The following is an 18,941-nucleotide window of genomic DNA, read 5'->3' as shown; positions in this document are numbered from 1 at the left end:
GGCCCGCTCAACGGTGCGCGCCCTACCATCACCACCAACGCACCTCACACCGCCGCAGAGGTCGGCTTCTCCGGCAGGCTGCGGTGGCGGAACTCGGTGGGCGTCATGCCCACCAGTTTCTTGAAGAAGGAGTTGAAGGTCGCCTTGGTGTTGAAGCCCGAGTCGAGCATGATCTCCATCACCGTCTGCTCCGCCTGCACCGGATCGGCGAGGCGCCGCTTGGCCTCCTCGATGCGGTAGTGGTTGATGAACTCGAAAAAGTTGCGCTCGAAGTGTCGGTTGATCACGTTCGACAGGGTGCGCTTGGGCACCTCCAGCTGTGTGGACAGCTGCTCCAGCGTCAGCGTGGGCGCCAGGTAGGGCTTTTCCTGTTCCATATAGCGGGTGATCTTGTCCACCAGTTGGCTGTCCACGGCCGGCTTGTCCGACCCCGTCTCGGTGTCTCCCGCCGTATCTTTCGAGTCGCGCCCGTCCAGCCCTTCGAACATGGACGAGTAACTCAGGCTGAAGAAGATCATCGCGCTGATCAGGATAAACACCGTGTAGTTGCTGGCCAGCCCCATGATGCGGAAGTCCACCATCACATCCAGGTGGGCCGCCAGAGTCAGGGCGATATTCACCAGCACGGCCCAGCCACGCAGCGCCAGGAAACCCCAGACCAGGATCAGCAGCCACTTGAAATCGATCTTGTCGACATTGGAGTAAGTGTCGCGCATCTGCCGCCGGCAGTTGCGGATCTCCAGCAGCGCCAGCGCGCCGAACACCACCCGCAAGACCTCGCGCCCGAAGCCGATCACCAGGTTCAGCAGTGTCTCGTCGTAGGGCGTATAGCCCTGTAGCATGGCAACTTTGGTCTCGCTGTCGAAGCGGAAGTAGGAAATATATTCAAACAGCGCATAGGCGACGAACGGCACCAGATAGATCAGGTCGAAGCGCTTCAGGCGGTAGTCGCGGTAGATCAGCGAACGTACATACCAGAGCAGCAGCGGCCCCTCCAGCCAGTAGGCGAAGCCGAAGACATAGAACAGGTTGGGCGAGGCCTGGATGGCCCACTGGCGGAAGCCGGCCCCGAAATTGATCAGGATATCCACCGGGATGGCGGCCTGGGTAAACAGGAAGAGCGCCAGCAACACATTGCTGATATAGCCCTCCCGCCTGATGACCAGCAGCAGCAACCCGAACAGGGTGCACTGGTAGGCGGTCATCATCAGCACCACATCGTGGAAATTGAACAGCAGGATATCCATGTTTCTCGTCTTCTCTGGTACTTATTGTTTTGCGGCAAAGACTAATCCGGCCGCCGGCGGCGCGCAAGCGTGCAATATTTGTGCAGACACCGCGGACGGAAACGGTCAGACTTCCCGCGACGGAGAAAGTCGAACGTCCAACATTGTGAAACGGGGCGAATCAGGACGAATCCTCTCCCCGGAGCCACCAGAATAGGCCGCACGTTGTTATGCCTCCCCGGCCCCACCGGGCACGCAGGGGCAACACAGAAAAAAACAAAGGGGGCACAGACACCCCCGATACAGACAAGTCATCTGGAGTAGCCATGTTCCACAGATACACCCGTGCGGCCTGCGCCCTGGCACTGTGCGCCGCCCTGTCAGCTTGCGGCGATAGCGATGCGCCGACACCCGGGCAAAAATCCAAGTCGACACCGGAGGCCGGCACCTCGAGCGCCTGGCCGGAACTACAGCCCGCCCTGCCGCGCGACCCGGAGCTGGAAACCAGGATCGCCGACCTGCTGTCCCGGATGTCCGTCGAGGAGAAAGTGGGACAGCTGATCCAGGCGGAAATCAAGTACGTGACCCCGGAGGATGTAAAGAAATACCACCTGGGCTCCATTCTCAACGGCGGCGGCACCTACCCCGACAACGACAAGTTCGCGACCCCGGAAGACTGGCTGGCCATGGCGGACGCCTACTATGAGGCCTCCATGGATACCTCCGACGGCGGCGTCGCCATCCCGGTGATCTGGGGCAGCGACGCCGTGCACGGTCACAACAACGTGATCGGTGCGACGCTGTTCCCGCACAATATCGGCCTCGGCGCCGCGCGCGACCCGGAGCTGATCCGCCGTATCGGCGAGGCCACCGCCCGGGAAGTGGCGGTCACCGGCATCAACTGGACCTTCGCCCCCACCGTCGCCGTGGTGCGCGACGACCGCTGGGGCCGCACCTTCGAGAGCTACTCCGAAGACCCGCGCATCGTGCAGCAGTACGCCGAGCAGATGGTGGAAGGCATCCAGGGCGAGAAGGATCGCGACACCTTCCTCGACGGCCGCCACCTGGTCTCCGCCACCAAGCACTTTATTGGCGACGGCGGCACCCAGCGCGGTATCGACCGCGGCGACACCCGGATCAGTGAGAAAGAGCTGGCCGAGATACACGCCGCCGGCTATATCAGCGCCCTCGAGGCCGGCGTGCAAACGGTGATGGCCTCCTTCAACAGTTGGAACGGCAAGCGCCTGCACGGCCACAAGTACCTGCTGACCGACATCCTCAAGGAGCGCCTCGGCTTCGACGGTTTCGTGGTCGGCGACTGGAACGGCCACCGTTTCGTCGAGGGTTGCACCGTGGAAAGCTGCCCCCAGGCCATCAACGCCGGCCTGGACATGTTCATGGTGCCGTCCGACTGGAAACCCCTGTACAAGAACACCCTGGCCCAGGCCAAAAGCGGCGAGATCTCCGCCGAGCGGCTGGACGACGCCGTCTCCCGCATCCTGCGTGTCAAACTGCGCGCGGGCCTGTTCGAGCGCAACCAGCCACTGGCCGGCCGCACCGATATCATGGGCAGCCCGGAGCACCGCGCCATCGCCCGCGAGGCAGTGCGCAAATCCCTGGTGCTGCTGAAGAACAACGGCGGCCTGCTGCCGCTGGACCCGAAACAGAACATCCTGGTGGCCGGTGACGCGGCGGACAATATCGCCAAGCAGAGCGGTGGCTGGACCATCTCCTGGCAGGGCACCGGCAACACCGATGCCGATTTCCCCGGGGCCACTTCCATCTACGACGGCATCAGCAGCGCAGTCAGCGCGGCCGGTGGCGAGGCAGTGCTGAGCGCGAACGGCAGCTTCGAATCGGACACCTTCGACGATGGCGGCAAACCCGATGTGGCGGTGGTGGTCTTCGGCGAGAATCCCTACGCCGAGTGGCACGGCGACCTGGCCAGCATCGAGTACCAGCTGGGCACCAAGACCGACCTGGATCTGCTGCAGAAACTGCAGCAGCAGAAGATCCCGGTGGTCAGCATCTTCCTCTCCGGCCGCCCGCTGTGGGTCAACAAGGAAATGAATGCGTCCGATGCCTTCGTCGCCGCCTGGTTGCCGGGCTCCGAGGGCGCCGGAGTCGCCGACGTGATACTGACCGACGCCGAGGGTAAAAAACAGTACGACTTCACCGGTCGCCTGTCCTTCACCTGGCCGCGCCTGGTCCACCAGACCGTCATCAACCACGGCGACGACGATTACAAACCGCTGTTCACCTATGGCTATGGCTTGCACTACGGCGACAACACCCAGATCAGCAACAACCTGCCGGACGACGGTGAGACCTACGCCGACGGCGCACTGGAAGACGCCTGGCTGATGGTATCCCGCCCACGCGCGCCCTGGCAGCTGGTGATCGCCGAAAACGGCCGCGACCCGGTGGCCGTCACCGGCAACCGCGCCAGCAGCGGCGGGGACGACAATATCACCGTGGCCTCCATCGACATGGAATCCCAGGAGGACGCCCGCCTGATCGACTGGAAAGGCCTGCGCGGCGGCAGTGTGCGGCTCAGCGCCCAGAAGCCGCAGGACCTGAGCCGCTACATCAAGGAGAACGCCGCGCTGTCGCTGGATATCCGCGTGGATCAACTGCCCGGAAAACCGGTGTTCGCACAGATCGCCTGCGCCGATGGCTGTACCGGCCAACTGCCACTGCAGGAGCCGCTGCAGTCACTGCCCACCGGCGACTGGTCGCAACTGACCATCGACCTGCAGTGCTTTGCCGAGGACGGCGCGGACTTCTCGCGGATCTCCAACAGCCTGTCGCTCAGCAGTGAAGGCCCGCTGTCGCTGGCGGTGGCCAATATCAAGTATGTGCCGGGCGCCGCGGAATCGGCGCAAATCCGCTGTGGGGGCTAGTGGTCCATGCGGAAAGTTGTGTAACTGTTCGCGTCGCCAAAGCGTCCAGCTCTGCGTTGAGAAAGCTTGAAATAGAACCACTATTCCTGCGCTTTCTCGCCTTGATCTGAACACTTTGGCTGTGCTCCTTAGTCACCAAACTTTTCGCATGGACCACTAGTGTATTGTACGGAATGTCTCGAGCAGGAAATCGACAAACACCCGCAATGCCCGCGCACTCTCCCTGTGCCGGGGATAGGTCAGGTACAGAAACCGGGGCTCCGGCCGCCACTCTTCGAGTAGCGGCCGGAGCCGTCCCGAATGGACATGTCGATCGGCGATAAACTCGGGCAGCAGCGCAATCCCCGCCCCCGCAACCGCCGCCTGGCAGAGCGCCATTGAGTTATTGATCTCCAGATGGGAACCCACGGCTACGGTTTCGGACCGGCCGTCCCTGGCGAAGCGCCATCGCGCCGTTTCTTCCGCCAGCGAGTACAGCAGGCAGCGGTGCTCGCCCAGTTGTTCCGGGCTTTCGGGCGCCGGCCACTGGCGAAGATAATCCGGGCTGGCGTACACCCGCCGCGGCAACTCGGCAAGTGTGCGCCCGACCAGGCTGGAATCCTTCAGGCCACTGGCACCGCTGATACTGAGATCGAACCCCTGTTGGAGCATATCCACCCGGCTGTCGTCCAGTGACAACTCGATATGAATATCGGGATAGGTCGCCAGGAAATCGCCGACCACCGGGGCCAACAGCTCTATTCCCACCGACATGGGCGCGTTGACCCGCAGGTGCCCCCGCGGCGTCTGGCTCAGGCTCTTCGCCAGTTCATCCATCGAATGCACCTGATCCAGCACCTCGACGGCACTGCGATAGTAGGCCCTGCCGGCATCGGTCAAGGAGAGTCGGCGCGTCGTCCTGTGCAGCAGCCGCGCGCCCAGTTCGGACTCCAGCGCCCGCACATGTTTACTGACGGCCGCCGCGGAATATCCCAGGTCCGCCGCCGCGGCGGCGAAACCGTTCAACTCTACCACGCGGCGGAACACTGTCAGCGCCACCAGTTTATCCATAGTCACCCAGGGCCCAGTTCCGCCAACCCACAATTGATTATTGAAGAATCATTAACAGTTTATGGAAAGTTATCACGATTATTTCACTCCGAGAAATCAATAGAGTGGCCTCAAATCCCCTGCAATGGAAACGAGGTCATTATGTTCAGAATCGGGAAATCCCTCCTGCCCCGGGGCGCTGCCCTGCTGCTGACCGGGCTACTGTCGGCCCCCTCCCCCGCCCAGCCAGACAGCGATGTCGGCCAGAGCCCCTGGGGCCCGGAAGACGAGCGCGGGCGCCTCAACCTGATGACACCCGAGTCGCGACTCCACATTCTCTCCCGCATCAGTAGCGGCGAGGTGTACGATCTTTCCGTGGAGTACTATATCGGCATGCCCGGCGTCCATATTGCCGGGGACCCACCCTACCGTTTCTGGATGACCCACACTCCCCGGGGTAACCGGATCGCAGATCCCATGAACCTCGGGGAAGACATCAACCGGCACGTCAGCTACAGCGGCAGTGCCATCTCCATGTACACCCACAGCGGCACCCATATCGATGCCCTGAGCCACTTCGGGCTCAATGGCGAAATCTGGAATGGCTTCACCGCCGATCAGTACCAGGGAGACCGGGGCTGGACTGTCGCCGGCGCCGAGACCATTCCCCCGGTCATCGCCCGGGGCGTGATGATCGATATCGCAGCGGCAAAAGACCTGCCCCAGCTGGCGGACAACTACCGGATAACCGTGAAAGACCTGAAACAGGCGCTGGAACGGCAGCAAGTGGCGCTGGAACGGGGGGATGTGGTGCTGATCCGCACCGGTCGCATGCGGGACTACGACAGGGCCGAAACCTACCAGGAAAACTATCCCGGCCTCACTATGGACGCCGCACAGTTTCTGGCGGAAGATGCCGGGGCCATGATTATCGGCGCGGACAATATCGCCCCGGAGGCATTTCCATCCCGGGTGGAGGGCAATTACATTCCGGTACATACCTACCTGCTCGCGCAACAGGGGGTGCCGATTCTGGAGGTGGTCAACCTGGAAGCCCTGGCCCGCGACCGGGTATATGAATTCGCCTTCATAGGCAATTCGCTGAAACTGCGCGGCGCCGACGCGGGTCCCATGAGCCCGGTGGCGATTCCCGTGCGTTAGTCCACTAGCAGGCCGGCCACCACCTGCCGGGCCTGTTGTGCGGCCCGTCGATCCCCCTCGACATGCGCCCGGACGATGGCCCCTTCCTTGAGCAGACACAGGGTGTCGAGCAGGTAGGAAGCCTGTTCGGCACTCTCCGCGCAGTGGTTCACATGCTCCGCCAACAGGCTGCGGATCGACGCCTTGTGCCGGGCGCAGCGGGCGTGGATCGGATGCGCCGGATCGCCGAACTCGGCGCTCACGTTGATGAAATAGCAGCCGTGGAACGCCTGGATATCGGTTGCCCGGCCGTGAAACCAGTCATCCAGGGCATCGAACAGCGCCAGCAGGGCCTCGCGCCCCGCCGGGACCGATGCCATGCGATGCCTGAGCCAGTCGCTGAAACGGCGGTCGCGGTATTCGATGGTGGCCTCGATCAGAGCGTCCTTGGCCGGGAAATGGTGATACAGGGTTTTCTTGGCCACCCCGGACTCCGCCAACACGCGATTGATGCCCACCGCGTGGATACCTTCCCGGTAAAAGAGATCGAATGCTGCCCGCACCAGTTGCTCGCGCTTGTCCATAAAACCCCGCCATTCACGCCGGTCTGCAAAGAGAATTTGCCACAGATTGACATCGGGAGACCGATCTGTCTACCCTAAAGTAGACAAATTTGTCTACCCAGATAATTCATCAATCCGATAGAAAGCCAACCTGGAGGCATCGATGAAACGCCCGGCCAATGCCGCACCCTACCCGCTCGCCCTGATCGCCGGCCTCGGCGCCGCCACCTGTATCACCCTGCTGAGCGGGCTGGGCCGCCTGAACGATGCCCTGTGGCTGATGGCGCCGTTCGGCGCGACCATGGTGATCCTGTTCGGGCTGCCCGCCAGTCCGCTGGCACAGCCGCGCAATATCGTCTGCGGGCACCTGCTCACCACCGGCGTCGGCTTGCTGGTCGCCACCGCCCTGGGCGTCAACGCCTGGACACTGGGCCTCGCCGTGGGCCTGGCGGTCACCCTGATGCTGCTGACCGACACCACGCACCCACCGGCGGGCGCCAACCCGCTGGTGGTGATGCTGACCGGGCAAGACTGGCACTTCCTGATCTCGCCAGTGGCGATCGGCACCCTGGCCATCGTCGCCTTCGGCCTGGCCTACCACCGGCTGCTGTCGCGCCAGCCCTATCCCCAGCGCTGGCTGTGATGGCCAGGCAGTCGCGCCGCGGGTTTGTCTGCGTCCACGCGATACTGTATAAACATGCAGTGTTCGGGATTACGCCCCCCCGAGAAACTTTCACTGGACAACTCCCTGCCCACGAACAAACCCACTGCATTCCATGGCCGACCCCGTCGAACTGGCTCCAGACTATTACCTGACCAACTTCCGCGCCCTGGTGGAATTTGTGGTGGCGCGCTACGAGCCGCTGATGTCGGACGGAGAAAAACAGTTCTACCAGAGCTTCTGTGCACTGGACGCCGACAGCCAGCGGCTGTATGTGCGGCTGCTGTCGCGCAAGGGGGTGCCCTCTTCCGCCGGCGCCCTGTTCCGGCTGCGCAAGCTGGCCTACGCCGAGATCGCGGACCTGCCGCTGGCGGCGGAGCGGCTGCATGGGGCCGGCCTGCTGCAGCACAATCCCGCACTGCCGCTGGCCGAATACCTGCCCCTGTTCAGCAAAGCGGAACTGCTGGCCGCCAGCCCCGTGCCTCTGTCCAAAGCGCTAAAGCGCCCGGCGCTGGAGCTGGCCCTGCTGGAGCGGGAAGCGGATCCCGCCGTCCTGCTGAGCGGTGAGCCCCTGCTGGCGGTCCGGGCGGCCGAGCACTTCGAGACGTTCAAGCTGTGCTTTTTCGGCAACCTGCGCCAGGACCTGACCGACTATGTCCTGCGCGACCTGGGCCTGTACCGCTACGAAAGCTATCCGCTGGAGCGGCGGCACCTGCCGTTCCAGAGCCGCGAGCAGATCGACCAGCACCTGCGCTACTACCACTGCCTGGAGCAACTGGACAGTGCACTGGAAGCGGGCCCGGAAGAAATACTGGCATTGGCCGGGCAACTGCCCGCCGGCATCGACGGCGACGCCACCCTGCACCGGCGCCTCGACCGCCTGCGCCTGACACTGGCGCGGCAACTGGAACGGCTGGATGCACCGGAAGCCGCCGACCACCTGTACCGCCACTGCACACGGCCACCGGCCCGCGAGCGCCGCGCGCGGATCGCCGTCAAGCGCGGCGATATCGACAGCGGCCTGGCCCTGTGCCGCGAAATCCTGCAGGCCCCATACAACGAGGCCGAGCGGGTTTTCGCCGAGAGCTTCGGCTACCGCACCGCCAAACGCGAGCGGCGCCTGCCGGGCTGGACTGCACCGGCGCGGCCCCGCCCTCCCACACAGACAGTCTCCCTGCCACCGGCGCCAGAGCGGGTGGAACGGCTGGCAGCCGCCTACCTGGAGATGGAACAGGAAAAACGGGAACGGCGAGAGACAGAAGCGCACAACGGAAAACCCGCAGACCAGTGTTTCTACGTCGAGAACTGCCTGTTCAACGGCGTATTGGGCCTGTACATCTGGGATATCCTGTTCGCACCGGTGCCCGGCGCCTTCTTCAATCCGTTCCAGGTTGCGCCCATCGACTTTCGCACCGATGACTTCTACCCGCAGCGCCGCGCGGCGTTCCAACAGCGACTGGCCGAACTGGATGGCGACCGCCTGTCGCGGCGGGTCTGGCGGCACTACCGCGAGAAATGGGGGATCGCCAACCCGCTGGTGGCCTGGGAGGCGCTGCCGGAGCCGCTGCTGGAACTCGCCCTGGAGCGCATTCCCGCCGCACACTGGCGGGCCCTGTTCCAACGCCTGCTGGTCGATATCGCCCACCACCGCAGCGGCCTGCCGGATCTGATCCTGTTTCCGGGGCAAGGCGATTACGAACTGGTGGAAGTGAAAGGACCCGGCGACCGCCTGCAGCAAAACCAGCTGCGCTGGCTGGCCTTCTTCGACAGACACCGGATCCCCCACCGGGTGCTGCACGTGGAGTGGCAGCAGCCATGAGCGGGGATGAAACAGCCATGAGCGGGGATGAAACCGCCATGAGCGGGGACAAGACAGCCGTAAGCGGGAACAAAACGGCCGCGAACAGCGCCGGGACCACAGACACCGACCCGGCAGCATCAACGCCGGCCGCCGACACCCCGCCGCTGCAACTGCCAGTGCGGGAACTGGTGGCTTTCGCCTGCCGCAGCGGCGACCTGGTCGGTGAGCGCGCCGGCGGCCCCACGGCCCAGGAGGGCATCCGCGCGCACCAGAAACTGCAGAAACAGCGCCCGCCGGGCAGCGAAGCCGAATACCGGTTGCAGGTGCCCTGGCAGTGCAACGGCCAGGCACTGGTGCTGAACGGGCGCGTGGATATCCTGCACCCGCAGACCGACCTGCACCGCCCGGTGCAACTGGACGAGATCAAGACCACCTACTGCCCGCCCGCACAGTTGCCGAATTCGGCGCGCTAACGGCACTGGGCCCAGCTGAAAATCTACGGTTTCTGCTACCTGCTACAGCAGCGGGCGGAATCGAAAGGGTCCGATGCCGAAGGCGAGCGCATCGCGCTGCAGATGCTGTGGCACAACCTGAAAGAGAACAAGACCTACCCGGAGTTGCGCGAGTTCGACTGGCGCGAACTGGAAACTTTCGCCGGCTCTGCGGTGACAACCTATGTCCAGTGGTACCGGCGCTGGCACCGGCACCGCGAGCGGATGCGCAGCACCGCGCGCGCACTGGCATTTCCGTTTCCCGATTACCGCGCCGGCCAGCGCCAGCTGGCCGTGGCCGCGTACCGCTGCCTGCGCGACGGCGGCGAGCTGGTGGTGGAGGCGCCCACCGGCATCGGCAAAACCGCCAGCACCCTGTTCCCGGCCATCAAGGCGCTGGGAGAAGAGCAACTGGATCAACTCGTCTACCTGACCGCGAAAAATTCCGGCCGTGACGTCGTGCGGGAAACCGCGGCGCGCCTGCATCGAGAGGGCCTCGCGCTGTCGCTGCTGGAAATCCGCGCGCGCGACAAAACCTGCGCCTGCAGCCTCGGCCTGTGCAGCCGCGATGCCGACGGTATCTGCCCCCGCACCCGCGGCTTTTTCGACCGCCTGCCGGATGCGCGGCAACAACTGCTGGGCGAACCGCTGCTGACACCGGAGACGGTGGCCCGGACCGCGGACCATTGGCAACTGTGTCCTTTCGAACTGTCGCTGCAGATGCTGCCCTGGGTCGACCTAGTGGTATGCGATTTCAATTATGTATTCGATCCTCTGGTCCGCCTCAACACATTACAGGACCAGAGCCGGCGCCGGGCACTGCTGGTGGACGAGGCCCACAATCTCGGCGACCGCGCCCGCTCGATGTACAGCGCCATCCTGACACGCAGCGACAGCCGCCGCGCGGCGGCGGCCTGCAAAGGTTCACACCCGACACTGCGCCGGAGCATCCAGTCCCTGGTGCGGGCGCTGGACAAATGGGTCGAACAGCAACGACAGGACAAAACCGCAGCGGACAACGGGGACACCGAACTCTGGGTCACCTCCCCGGCCGAAACCGAAAGCCAGCCGGCGGCCGTCACTCGCGCAGCCCACAAAGTCATGGCGCTGGTCAACCAGCTGTGGGAACAGTCCCAGGCACCACCCGAGGCCTTGGGCGACTGGCTGAAAGCGCTCCACCGCTACCTCTGCATCGAACAGTTGCTGACGGACCGGCACCGCTGCCTGACCCGCGCGGAGGAGCGGCAAAACCGCTGGCGGGAACAGACGCTGAAATTGCTGTGCCTGAACGCGGCCGGCTACCTGCAGCAGTGTTACCGGCAATTCCATGCCGTGATTGCCTTTTCCGCCACCCTGCGCCCGGCGGCCTATATCCGCGACCAGCTCGGGCTGCAACCGGATTCCGCCTACCTGGCCCTGCCGTCGCCTTTCCGGCCGGAACAGCTGGGGGTTTTTCTCTGCCCCTACGTGGACACCCGCTACCGCGCACGACACAGGGCCATTGACGCACTGGTGGATATGGTGGCCCGGGTCTATCGGAGCCGCCCCGGCAATTACCTGGTGTTCTTTCCGTCCTACCGCTTTCTGCAGCAGGTGGCCGAGCGTTTTGCCGAGCGGTTTCCGCAAATCGAGCTGGTACAGCAGCAGCCCGGTGCCAGCGACAGCCAGCGCACCGCCTTCCTGCAACACTTCGACGAGGGCCGGCAGACACTGGGGTTTGCCATTATGGGTGGTGTGTTCGGCGAGGGTGTGGACTACACCGGCGAACGGCTGGTGGGCACGATCGTGGTGGGTACGGGGTTACCGCAGGTCAACGCAGAGCAGGAACTGTTGCGCCAGGCTTACGATGCCGATGCGAGCCATTCACCGGCCCTGTCTGTCAACGGCTTCGATTTCACCTATCGCTACCCGGGCGCAACCCGGGTGCTGCAGACCGCCGGGCGCGTGATCCGCAGCGAATCCGATCGCGGTGTGCTGATCCTGGCGGACTGCCGTTTCGCCGGGCCGTTTTACCGAAACCTGTATCCGGAACACTGGCAGCCCCGCACCTGTAGCGGCGGCGAGGCGCTGTCAGACGGGCTGTCCAGCTTCTGGCAGGCAGTAGAAACCGTTTGAAAGCGTCTTCAACCGCCTGTGGACCTGGAGCCACCAATTTGCAGCGACTAAAAAGGCTGTATTAACATACAGTCCAAATCCAGACGTCCCCAACATCCCGGTCACAGTGCTTACCCGAAAATTCTACCGCCGCGGCCCCGCCCGGCAAGTCCAGCAGCCGGTCACCTTCGTCGATATCAGGAGGCAGTTTGGTTTCCGCTCCATCAGCGTCGGCCGCTGGGTAACCCGGGAGGAGCGCGACCGGGCCGCCGGGCTCTTCTACGATGCCCTCACCGACCTGATGTGGATACTCCAGGGCCCGGAACTGTTGGTTTCCCTGCGCCAGACCCTGTCTTTCCAGTACGGCATCGGCGGGCGCCCCGGGGTATCCGCTTTCTACGATCCCTCGGCCAGGAGCTTTTCGCTGGCCAAGAACGCCGGCCCCGGCTCCATCGCGCACGAATGGTTCCACGCCCTGGACCACTACCTCGCCGACAAGGCGTTCAGTGATACCGGCCGCGGCATCTACGCCTCGGAAGCCTGGCTGCGCGACGCCACGCCGATCCCGCACCCGCTCAACGACCGCCTGTTTCACTGCTTCAGGAACATCATGCTGGACGAGAGCGGCGAAAACCCCAGTGACCTGGTGCGCGCGTCAATTGAATGCGACAGGAAAAATGGCAGCGTCTACTATAGCGAGCCGGTGGAGCTCTGTGCGCGGGCGTTCGAGGCCTTCGTGCAGGATTCGGCGATCAGCAACAACTTTCTTGTCGCGGGAACAAAAGCCACCGAAGAGGCCCGGCTCGGTCTCTACCCGGACGGTGGACACCGGCGGAGAATCAATGCCGCGTTTGCAGAGTACTTTTCCTGTCTGGGCAAAGCCTTGCAAAGGAACCCGGGCCAATCGGCATAAAGTATTGATCCGCCGTCGGCAAGAACCCGGAGTTACCGGAGGCTGACACCGGGGCTCCAGCCACTGTTATCCAGAAAGGCCTGCGCATCGGTCATCTCCAGTATCTCGCGCAGGGCCTTATCCTTGTCCCCAGCATTCCGGTAATAGGATTTCACGATGCGGTAGCCGACCCAGTAGCCGAGATCACCGGGATTGTCTTTCGTGGCGTTGTAAACCCAATCGGACAGATCGGTCTTGTCTTTATCCACTGCAAAAGCCGTCTCGATTTCCAGCTCCCTACCCGCAGTGGCACTCTGCAAATGCGAATAGGCAACACCGCCGGCAATCAGCTCCGTGACAAACTCAGCGGCTCCCTCCTGCAGGGACACCTCGAGCACAGTGGGCGCCTCCTGATCGACAAACTCCTGCGCCTGCTGTACATGAACAAACTCATGAGTAATGACATAGACGAACCGGTCTTCCACGTCCGCGTTGAGAAAGTCCGTTGCACACAGGGCCTCGAGCCCGATCTGAACGCCGTCCTCCGGCCCGCCGACGCCCACCGGGCGCCCGCGGCCCACCGCGATGGTAACCGGGGGGAAACGCGCCTCGGGATAAGCCGCAGCCAGCCGCTCGAGCGCACCTGCCAGCCTGCTGCGAACCTGGGGCAAAACCTTTGCGCAGCGCCGGGCGTCTGCATAGATACCGGGCTTCTTATCGATCGTTCCGGCAATCCGGGCCCCGGTAATATTTCTCAACCGCGAGAATACCTGGAGCCCTTCCGAACCGGCCTCGATATAGTCCGTTTGCAGCTGCTCCGCGGTTGGATGCCCCTCTGCGGCGTCATAGATCTTATAGAACAGTGATACATCAGTGGTATTGATAACAGGCTGCACTGCCCCTGTGGAGGCTGTACTGCCCACGGCTGCCCCCGACCAGATCACGATCGATAATGCACTGACCAGGGCAGCTCGATACAAGGAGTTGCCAGTTCCCATACTCCCAATATTATTCCGCCACATCGGCACCGGACCTCCGAAAACCTGGTTTTTATACCCTAACCATACAGGACACAATCACGCCCGGGAAACCCCATCCTTTAACCGGGAAAAACCCGCTCAGTCGCTTCTTTCCCAGAACTACAGCGCGAAACCGACCTCGCCTAATCTGCCGCCGCGAAATGCGCCATCTGGTCAGAGTACGCCTTCTCAAAGGCCGGGCGAGTCACAGCGCGCGCCATATAGTCACGACAGGCCGGGTGTCCTGCCAGCCCGTCGAATCTGTCGACGAGACGCAACACATCGGCCATCAGTATGTCGGCCACCGAGAAAGTCCCGGCCAGCCATTCCCGCCCCGATAACACCGCTTCCATGTGTCCCAGCCTGGCCTCGAGAAAATCGTCCAGATGCTTCCTGCCTGGCGTTTCACTGCTATCGCCAGAGAACTGGAATATTGACCAGGGCAGGCTCGCCGCCTCAACCGAATTAAGCGCCGCGAACAGCCATTCAATAACCTCACTGCGCTTAAGGGAATCGGTCGGCATCAGTACCTCACTGCGCTCACCGAGATGAAGCAGAATCGCACCGCTTTCGAAAATGGAGATACCCCCATCCGTCAGCCACGGTACCTGGCCGAAAGGCTGCTTCGAGAAATGCGCTTCATTCCGGTCGCCAAACGGCACGCTTTCAACCCGATAGGGCAAACCGGCTTCTTCCAGCGCCCAACGAATGCGGATGTCGCGTACGTAGCCTCGGGGTAATTCCGGGACCCAGTCGAATGTAGTCAGGATTAACTCCGTCATTTCGCTCTCCATTCCTATCATTTATGGGGTAAAGGGGTATCCTTCACTATCGAGTTATGTAACCTCACCTTCCGGTACCGGTTGACTACGAATAAGCTGCTTTGATCGCTTGTAGTTAACAAGCCATCCCCAAAAAAGACCAAACAGGCCAGATATAAATACCAGTGCGAACATACCGATAACCTCAAACCTGTTTAATAGCTGAATAACAATATTGGCTGAAACCAAAGCTGACAAAATCTCTATCATTTTTTGATCAAAAATTTTGACACCCCTGTAGAGCTTTAAGTGCTCGTAAAAGCAATAACCAATGATCAAGGCCATTATCAAAATGCTTTTTGCGTTCGGTGGCAGACCTGAAATAATGAACAGAGGCCAGAAACAGCCCAAGGAGCAAACTATCCGACGGCCTCGCCACCCTGCCTCACGCCAGAAAAGATCACGAAACTGCGAATCCTTTCTCTCTGACTCAGTCATTTTGGTAACGAAGTACGGAAGCAAGACCACTGCAGCACAAATTAAAATTGCTAAAACTATATATCCAAACATCTCATAAAATCACGATGCTTTCACTGCATAACGCCCGCAGTACGGGAAAATTTGTAGCGCAGCGGAAAAATTTTCCCTGTGCCTGCGCTTGTATGGTTAAATGTTGATCTCGGCACTAGTCTCCGCCACCAGTATCACTGCTTCCGATCCCAGGATAGAGATCTTGCGCAGCGGAAGAATCAGGCCCCCTGTAGCCTTCGCTGTTCTCAATAGGACTAGCGAATTGGGCTACTGTGATCGCGCCCGCAACGGGAAAAACCCAAACCAAAATACATTGGATCGCTTTCTGCTCCCTACTTGCATATTCCGAGCGAATGCAGCGAAAGCATGCGTAAAGGTTAAACCCTATCAACACGGTTACGGCAATGTATGCAAAGTATTCTGTTTTCATAGATATTTAACAGTTATTAAGAGCTCATAATTGTATTAACAGCTGCTCAGATTCCTTTAATAACGGACGTTTCCTGCATTCCCCCGATCCGATCGTCATTCCGGACTCGATCCGGAATCCAGATCGTCAGGGCACACTCGCTGGATCCCGGATCGAGTCCGGGATGACGGCTCAAAAGGGCGGGTCTTGGTCAAAACAATTTTGAGACAACTAGTGGGCTGCTCGCAAAGTTAGGTAACAGTTCACTTCGCCAAATCGCCCAGCTCTGCGTTGAGAAAGCTTGAAATAACGCTGCTATTCCTGCGCTTTCTCGCCTTGATCTGAACGATTTGGCTGGGCTTCTTTGTTACCGAACTTTACAAGCGGCCCACTAGCAATTCAAAAGCCACCGCTTTATATCACTTTACTTCTATCTGCAGAAAGCATCTGACCCGAAACGATAAAAAATCTTTAAAATCATAAACATAGAGGGCACGGTCATCTTTTATACAGAACTGCAAGGCGAAGCAGCTTGTCGCATTATCTCTCTCTTCGCTTTTGATCCTATAGTGATGTCCTTATAAGTCAATAACTTACGCTTTTTTTCTGTAGATAGAAGCCTCCCGCTTCTGATCTCGGCTGTTGACAGCCAGCAATTGACGCATAGACTGTATATAAAAACAGTATTCAGGAGGCACTTATGGGCGATATTGACCACGCCCTGTTACAGGAATCCGGGCCGTTTATTCTGCAGCTTCAGCAGCATATTCGCGAGGCCGGACTGGCTGACCGTACCGGGCAGACGTATGTCCACTGGATAAAGCGATTTATCCATTTCCATGGGCTCCGTCACCCGGAGGAGCTTGGCTCTCGCGAAGTAGAGACATTCCTGGATCACCTGGCGGTGGAGCGCCACTGCTCGGCCAATACGCTGCGGATCGCGTTGAATGCACTGGTGTACCTGTATCGTCGCTTTCTGGACAGGGATATTTCCGATCTGCAGTACTCCCCGGCGGAGCGTCAGCGGCAGTTGCCGGTGGTCTACAGCCGCGACGAGGTGCGGGCATCCTGGCGCAGTTGCACAGCGATTATCGGTTGATGGTGGAGCTGCTGTACGGCAGTGGGCTGCGCGGCGTGGAACTGTTGTCACTGCGGGTCGGGGACCTGGACTTTGACAGTGGCAATATCCTGGTGCGCGATCACAGGAGCGACAGGGATCGCACTACCCCGCTGCCGAAGGTGCTGATTCCGGCGCTGCGGCGGCAGGTCGGCCTGGTCCGCCTGATACATTCACAGGACCTCGCTGACGGCCACGGTACAGTCCTGCTGCCCAAATCATCCGAGCACAGTCCTTCCCGGTTGTCGCGCTCACTGGCCTGGCAGTACCTGTTTCCGGCGAGCCGGCTCAGTGCGGATTCGGAGTCCGGGGATCTGCGTCGGTATCATACACATTCGACGGCCCTGACGAAGCAGATTCGCCATGCGGTACAGGCAGCGGGGGTCGACAAGCCGGCGCAGGCGCGCGCTTTCCGCCACAGTTTTGCCACGCATCTACTGGAGGCCGGCTATGACCTGCGGACCGTGCAACAACTGCTGGGGCATGCGGATATTGGCACCACGGAAATCTATACTTATCTGGTCGATCGCAACAGCAGGGATGTGCAGAGTCCGCTGGACTGGCTGTTCCCGGGGGTTTCGGAATCCGCGGCAATTTATTCCCTGGCTGCTTGAGGTGGTTGTGTGGAGGATCGCGGCCGTGGCCGCTTCCCAGATATTTCCGTTGCAGGGCCGTTTTTTGAAAACAGGGCGGTTCGCGCCGCCCGTGCTTGTTTTAGTCAACGATACATTCCGGCATCAGAAAATTGCCACCGTAGCTTCCCTGCAAGCCGAACGAGGTGGACTGGCCCGGCTGCAGATAGCCGTTCCAGCCGATATTGGTAACCGTCAGGGTCCTCCCATCACCGGACAGGCTGAAATTTCCGTTCCAGCCGTTGCCCAGTTGAATCGGCTGCGGGAATTGCAGCGAGACCTGCCAGCCGTCGACATCCGAATTGCCGCCGTTGCTGACGCTGACATTGTTCAGTACAAACCCATCGCTCCACACGTCGGCAGTACCGGGGTCGCAGCTCAGGCCACCGCCGCCGCCCGAGCTGGATGAAGAGCTGGATGAGGAGCTGGACGACGAACTGGAGCTGCTGGAGCTCGACGAGCTAGAGCTGGAAGAAGATCCTCCGTCCCAGCCGCGCACGATATCCCGCACCAGCCGGCCGGATTCGGTGAGCTGGCTCTGGCCCCAGCCGCCGGTGGCGCTGGCGCCCGGTACCAGTGCCGAGGCGCCCTCCTCCTTGTCATTCAACGCCCAGTTGGCGTGGCTGATGTGATTGGCCTCGAGGAAGTTCATCCAGGTCTGGGTCTCGCCGTGTGCCACTGCGCCGTCACCGTCGGCATTGACTGCGCCCCACTCGGTAACGAAGAGCGCGATACCGTTGTTCAGCGCGGTCTGCGCCTTGTCCCGCAGGTACTGGGTATGGGTGCCGGCGTAGAAATGCAGTGTGTAGGCGATATTGGCATGGCCCTGGATCGGATCCCAGGAAGCCGCATCCACATCCTGCGACCAGCTGGGTGTGCCGACCACGATCAGGTTGTCCGGGTCGATGGCGCGAATGGCGGAGATCACCGTTTCCGCATACGGCTTGATCACGCCGCTCCAGGAAATCTGCAGCGGTTCGTTGTAGATCTCGTAGATGACGTTGTCGTGGTGGCCGTAGGTCTGCGCCATCTCCTCGAAAAAGGCGACCGCCTGGGCGGTGTGGTCCTCGGCGTGGTGGGAGTGCCAGTCGATGATCACGTACAGGTCATTGGCGATGGCCGCATCCACCAGCGCGGTGACCCGGCTCTTGTTGCCCGCCGGGTCCTCCAGGTAGCCGCCCTCCCCGTCCACACCCAGGGAGGCGCGCACCAGGGTCGCGTTCCAGTCGCTCTTGACCCAGCTCACTGCGCTGGCATTGTAGAAACGCTCGGCGCCCCAGCCGGTATTACTCCAGAAAAAACTGGGCCCGGCCAGGCTGCGGACTTCGCCGCCGGCGAGAATACGGTTGCCGTTGACCGTCAGCGGTTCCACTGCCAGGGCGACGTTGCCGGACAGTGCCAGCAATAATATTGTGGTAATGCCGAGCGAGCGGCTGCATTTATGTAGCTTTTCTTTGATCAGGTTTTTCATCGCGGTGATTCCGTATCGGGAACCGGAAAACAACCCGGTAGAAAATGGAATGGTTTATTGAAAATCGTTTAATGAACAACTCAAGTTTCGGAGTTCATTTGCGGGAGCCGGCACAGGATGCGCCCTTCTGGGACACGCCGTAGACCCATCCATGGGGGCTTGTCCGCGAGGTCCCTCTCGCAGACAGTCCCAGAAGGGCGC

Annotated in this window: 16 protein-coding genes; 9 read left to right on the top strand and 7 right to left on the bottom strand. The window is 61.3% G+C overall.

The genetic code is table 11. The features are described from left to right. Positions 1-44: 44 nt before the first annotated feature. Positions 45-1,247 carry an AraC family transcriptional regulator gene (locus tag MWN76_RS17345; protein WP_250463732.1) on the bottom strand — a complete coding sequence of 401 codons (1,203 nt, stop codon included), beginning with the start codon at positions 1,245-1,247 and terminating at the stop codon, positions 45-47. Positions 1,248-1,552: 305 nt separating this feature from the next. Here MWN76_RS17345 and MWN76_RS17340 point away from each other — a divergent pair, with 305 nt between their 5' ends. Next, positions 1,553-4,129, top strand: a complete 2,577-nt coding sequence (locus tag MWN76_RS17340; protein ID WP_250463730.1) for a glycoside hydrolase family 3 protein — start codon at positions 1,553-1,555, stop codon at positions 4,127-4,129. Positions 4,130-4,285: 156 nt separating this feature from the next. Here MWN76_RS17340 and MWN76_RS17335 read toward each other — a convergent pair whose 3' ends face one another. After that, the gene (locus MWN76_RS17335; RefSeq protein ID WP_250463895.1) at positions 4,286-5,179 is read right to left on the bottom strand and encodes a LysR family transcriptional regulator; all 894 of its coding nucleotides are present in this window, start codon (positions 5,177-5,179) and stop codon (positions 4,286-4,288) included. 141 nt (positions 5,180-5,320) lie between these two features. Between MWN76_RS17335 and MWN76_RS17330 the strand changes: the two genes are divergently transcribed. After that, complete coding sequence (locus tag MWN76_RS17330; RefSeq protein ID WP_250463727.1) at positions 5,321-6,319, top strand: cyclase family protein; 999 nt, start codon at positions 5,321-5,323, stop codon at positions 6,317-6,319. Here MWN76_RS17330 and MWN76_RS17325 read toward each other — a convergent pair. Next, a complete protein-coding gene (locus MWN76_RS17325) occupies positions 6,316-6,882 on the bottom strand; it encodes a TetR/AcrR family transcriptional regulator (RefSeq protein WP_250463725.1) in 567 nt (188 codons plus the stop codon). The genes MWN76_RS17330 and MWN76_RS17325 overlap by 4 nt on opposite strands. Before the next feature lie 142 nt (positions 6,883-7,024). On the opposite strand from MWN76_RS17325, the gene MWN76_RS17320 reads away from it, so the two are divergent. The 5 genes from MWN76_RS17320 (at position 7,025) to MWN76_RS21215 (ending at position 12,821) form a co-directional block, all read left to right on the top strand. Further along, a complete protein-coding gene (locus tag MWN76_RS17320) occupies positions 7,025-7,504 on the top strand; it encodes an HPP family protein (protein ID WP_250463722.1) in 480 nt (159 codons plus the stop codon). Between the two features lie 133 nt (positions 7,505-7,637). Continuing rightward, a complete protein-coding gene (locus MWN76_RS17315) occupies positions 7,638-9,341 on the top strand; it encodes a VRR-NUC domain-containing protein (RefSeq protein ID WP_250463720.1) in 1,704 nt (567 codons plus the stop codon). Next, on the top strand, positions 9,338-9,796 hold the full coding sequence (locus MWN76_RS17310; protein ID WP_250463717.1) for a hypothetical protein: 459 nt from the start codon (positions 9,338-9,340) through the stop codon (positions 9,794-9,796). The genes MWN76_RS17315 and MWN76_RS17310 overlap by 4 nt, the downstream gene beginning before the upstream one ends. A 102-nt stretch (positions 9,797-9,898) precedes the next feature. After that, complete coding sequence (locus MWN76_RS17305; protein ID WP_250463714.1) at positions 9,899-11,929, top strand: ATP-dependent DNA helicase; 2,031 nt, start codon at positions 9,899-9,901, stop codon at positions 11,927-11,929. A gap of 106 nt (positions 11,930-12,035) precedes the next feature. Then, positions 12,036-12,821, top strand: a complete 786-nt coding sequence (locus tag MWN76_RS21215; protein WP_250463711.1) for a CLCA_X family protein — start codon at positions 12,036-12,038, stop codon at positions 12,819-12,821. A gap of 32 nt (positions 12,822-12,853) precedes the next feature. Here MWN76_RS21215 and MWN76_RS17295 read toward each other — a convergent pair whose 3' ends face one another. From MWN76_RS17295 to MWN76_RS17285, 3 genes are all read right to left on the bottom strand, one after another. Beyond that, positions 12,854-13,723, bottom strand: a complete 870-nt coding sequence (locus tag MWN76_RS17295; RefSeq protein ID WP_250463707.1) for a gliding motility protein GldB-related protein — start codon at positions 13,721-13,723, stop codon at positions 12,854-12,856. Positions 13,724-13,962: 239 nt separating this feature from the next. Further along, positions 13,963-14,601 carry a glutathione S-transferase family protein gene (locus MWN76_RS17290; protein WP_250463704.1) on the bottom strand — a complete coding sequence of 213 codons (639 nt, stop codon included), beginning with the start codon at positions 14,599-14,601 and terminating at the stop codon, positions 13,963-13,965. A 54-nt stretch (positions 14,602-14,655) separates the two neighbouring features. Continuing rightward, positions 14,656-14,925 (bottom strand): hypothetical protein, encoded by a 270-nt coding sequence (locus MWN76_RS17285; RefSeq protein ID WP_250463702.1) that lies wholly within the window; start codon positions 14,923-14,925, stop codon positions 14,656-14,658. Positions 14,926-16,220: 1,295 nt separating this feature from the next. Here MWN76_RS17285 and MWN76_RS17280 point away from each other — a divergent pair. Both MWN76_RS17280 and MWN76_RS17275 read left to right on the top strand, forming a co-directional pair. Then, on the top strand, positions 16,221-16,619 hold the full coding sequence (locus MWN76_RS17280) for a phage integrase N-terminal SAM-like domain-containing protein (protein WP_250463701.1): 399 nt from the start codon (positions 16,221-16,223) through the stop codon (positions 16,617-16,619). Continuing rightward, positions 16,598-17,251 (top strand): tyrosine-type recombinase/integrase, encoded by a 654-nt coding sequence (locus tag MWN76_RS17275; RefSeq protein ID WP_250463699.1) that lies wholly within the window; start codon positions 16,598-16,600, stop codon positions 17,249-17,251. The genes MWN76_RS17280 and MWN76_RS17275 overlap by 22 nt, the downstream gene beginning before the upstream one ends. A gap of 100 nt (positions 17,252-17,351) precedes the next feature. Here the strand turns inward: MWN76_RS17275 and MWN76_RS17270 are convergent, their stop codons facing one another. Further along, the gene (locus MWN76_RS17270; protein ID WP_250463697.1) at positions 17,352-18,740 is read right to left on the bottom strand and encodes a cellulase family glycosylhydrolase; all 1,389 of its coding nucleotides are present in this window, start codon (positions 18,738-18,740) and stop codon (positions 17,352-17,354) included. Positions 18,741-18,941 lie beyond the last annotated feature (201 nt).

The organism is Microbulbifer litoralis (genome assembly GCF_023634065.1).
Taxonomy (GTDB): domain Bacteria; phylum Pseudomonadota; class Gammaproteobacteria; order Pseudomonadales; family Cellvibrionaceae; genus Microbulbifer; species Microbulbifer litoralis.
This window is presented reverse-complemented; position numbering and strand designations above follow the sequence as displayed.

Coding starts and splice junctions, on each gene's coding strand:
- MWN76_RS17335 (WP_250463895.1), bottom strand. CDS start 5,179: ATGGATAAACTGGTGGCGCTGACAGTGTTCCGCCGCGTGGTAGAGTTG.
- MWN76_RS17340 (WP_250463730.1), top strand. CDS start 1,553: ATGTTCCACAGATACACCCGTGCGGCCTGCGCCCTGGCACTGTGCGCC.
- MWN76_RS17315 (WP_250463720.1), top strand. CDS start 7,638: ATGGCCGACCCCGTCGAACTGGCTCCAGACTATTACCTGACCAACTTC.
- MWN76_RS17305 (WP_250463714.1), top strand. CDS start 9,899: ATGCTGTGGCACAACCTGAAAGAGAACAAGACCTACCCGGAGTTGCGC.
- MWN76_RS17325 (WP_250463725.1), bottom strand. CDS start 6,882: ATGGACAAGCGCGAGCAACTGGTGCGGGCAGCATTCGATCTCTTTTAC.
- MWN76_RS17330 (WP_250463727.1), top strand. CDS start 5,321: ATGTTCAGAATCGGGAAATCCCTCCTGCCCCGGGGCGCTGCCCTGCTG.
- MWN76_RS17345 (WP_250463732.1), bottom strand. CDS start 1,247: ATGGATATCCTGCTGTTCAATTTCCACGATGTGGTGCTGATGATGACC.
- MWN76_RS17310 (WP_250463717.1), top strand. CDS start 9,338: ATGAGCGGGGATGAAACAGCCATGAGCGGGGATGAAACCGCCATGAGC.
- MWN76_RS17280 (WP_250463701.1), top strand. CDS start 16,221: ATGGGCGATATTGACCACGCCCTGTTACAGGAATCCGGGCCGTTTATT.
- MWN76_RS17290 (WP_250463704.1), bottom strand. CDS start 14,601: ATGACGGAGTTAATCCTGACTACATTCGACTGGGTCCCGGAATTACCC.
- MWN76_RS17285 (WP_250463702.1), bottom strand. CDS start 14,925: ATGGCCTTGATCATTGGTTATTGCTTTTACGAGCACTTAAAGCTCTAC.
- MWN76_RS17270 (WP_250463697.1), bottom strand. CDS start 18,740: ATGAAAAACCTGATCAAAGAAAAGCTACATAAATGCAGCCGCTCGCTC.
- MWN76_RS17320 (WP_250463722.1), top strand. CDS start 7,025: ATGAAACGCCCGGCCAATGCCGCACCCTACCCGCTCGCCCTGATCGCC.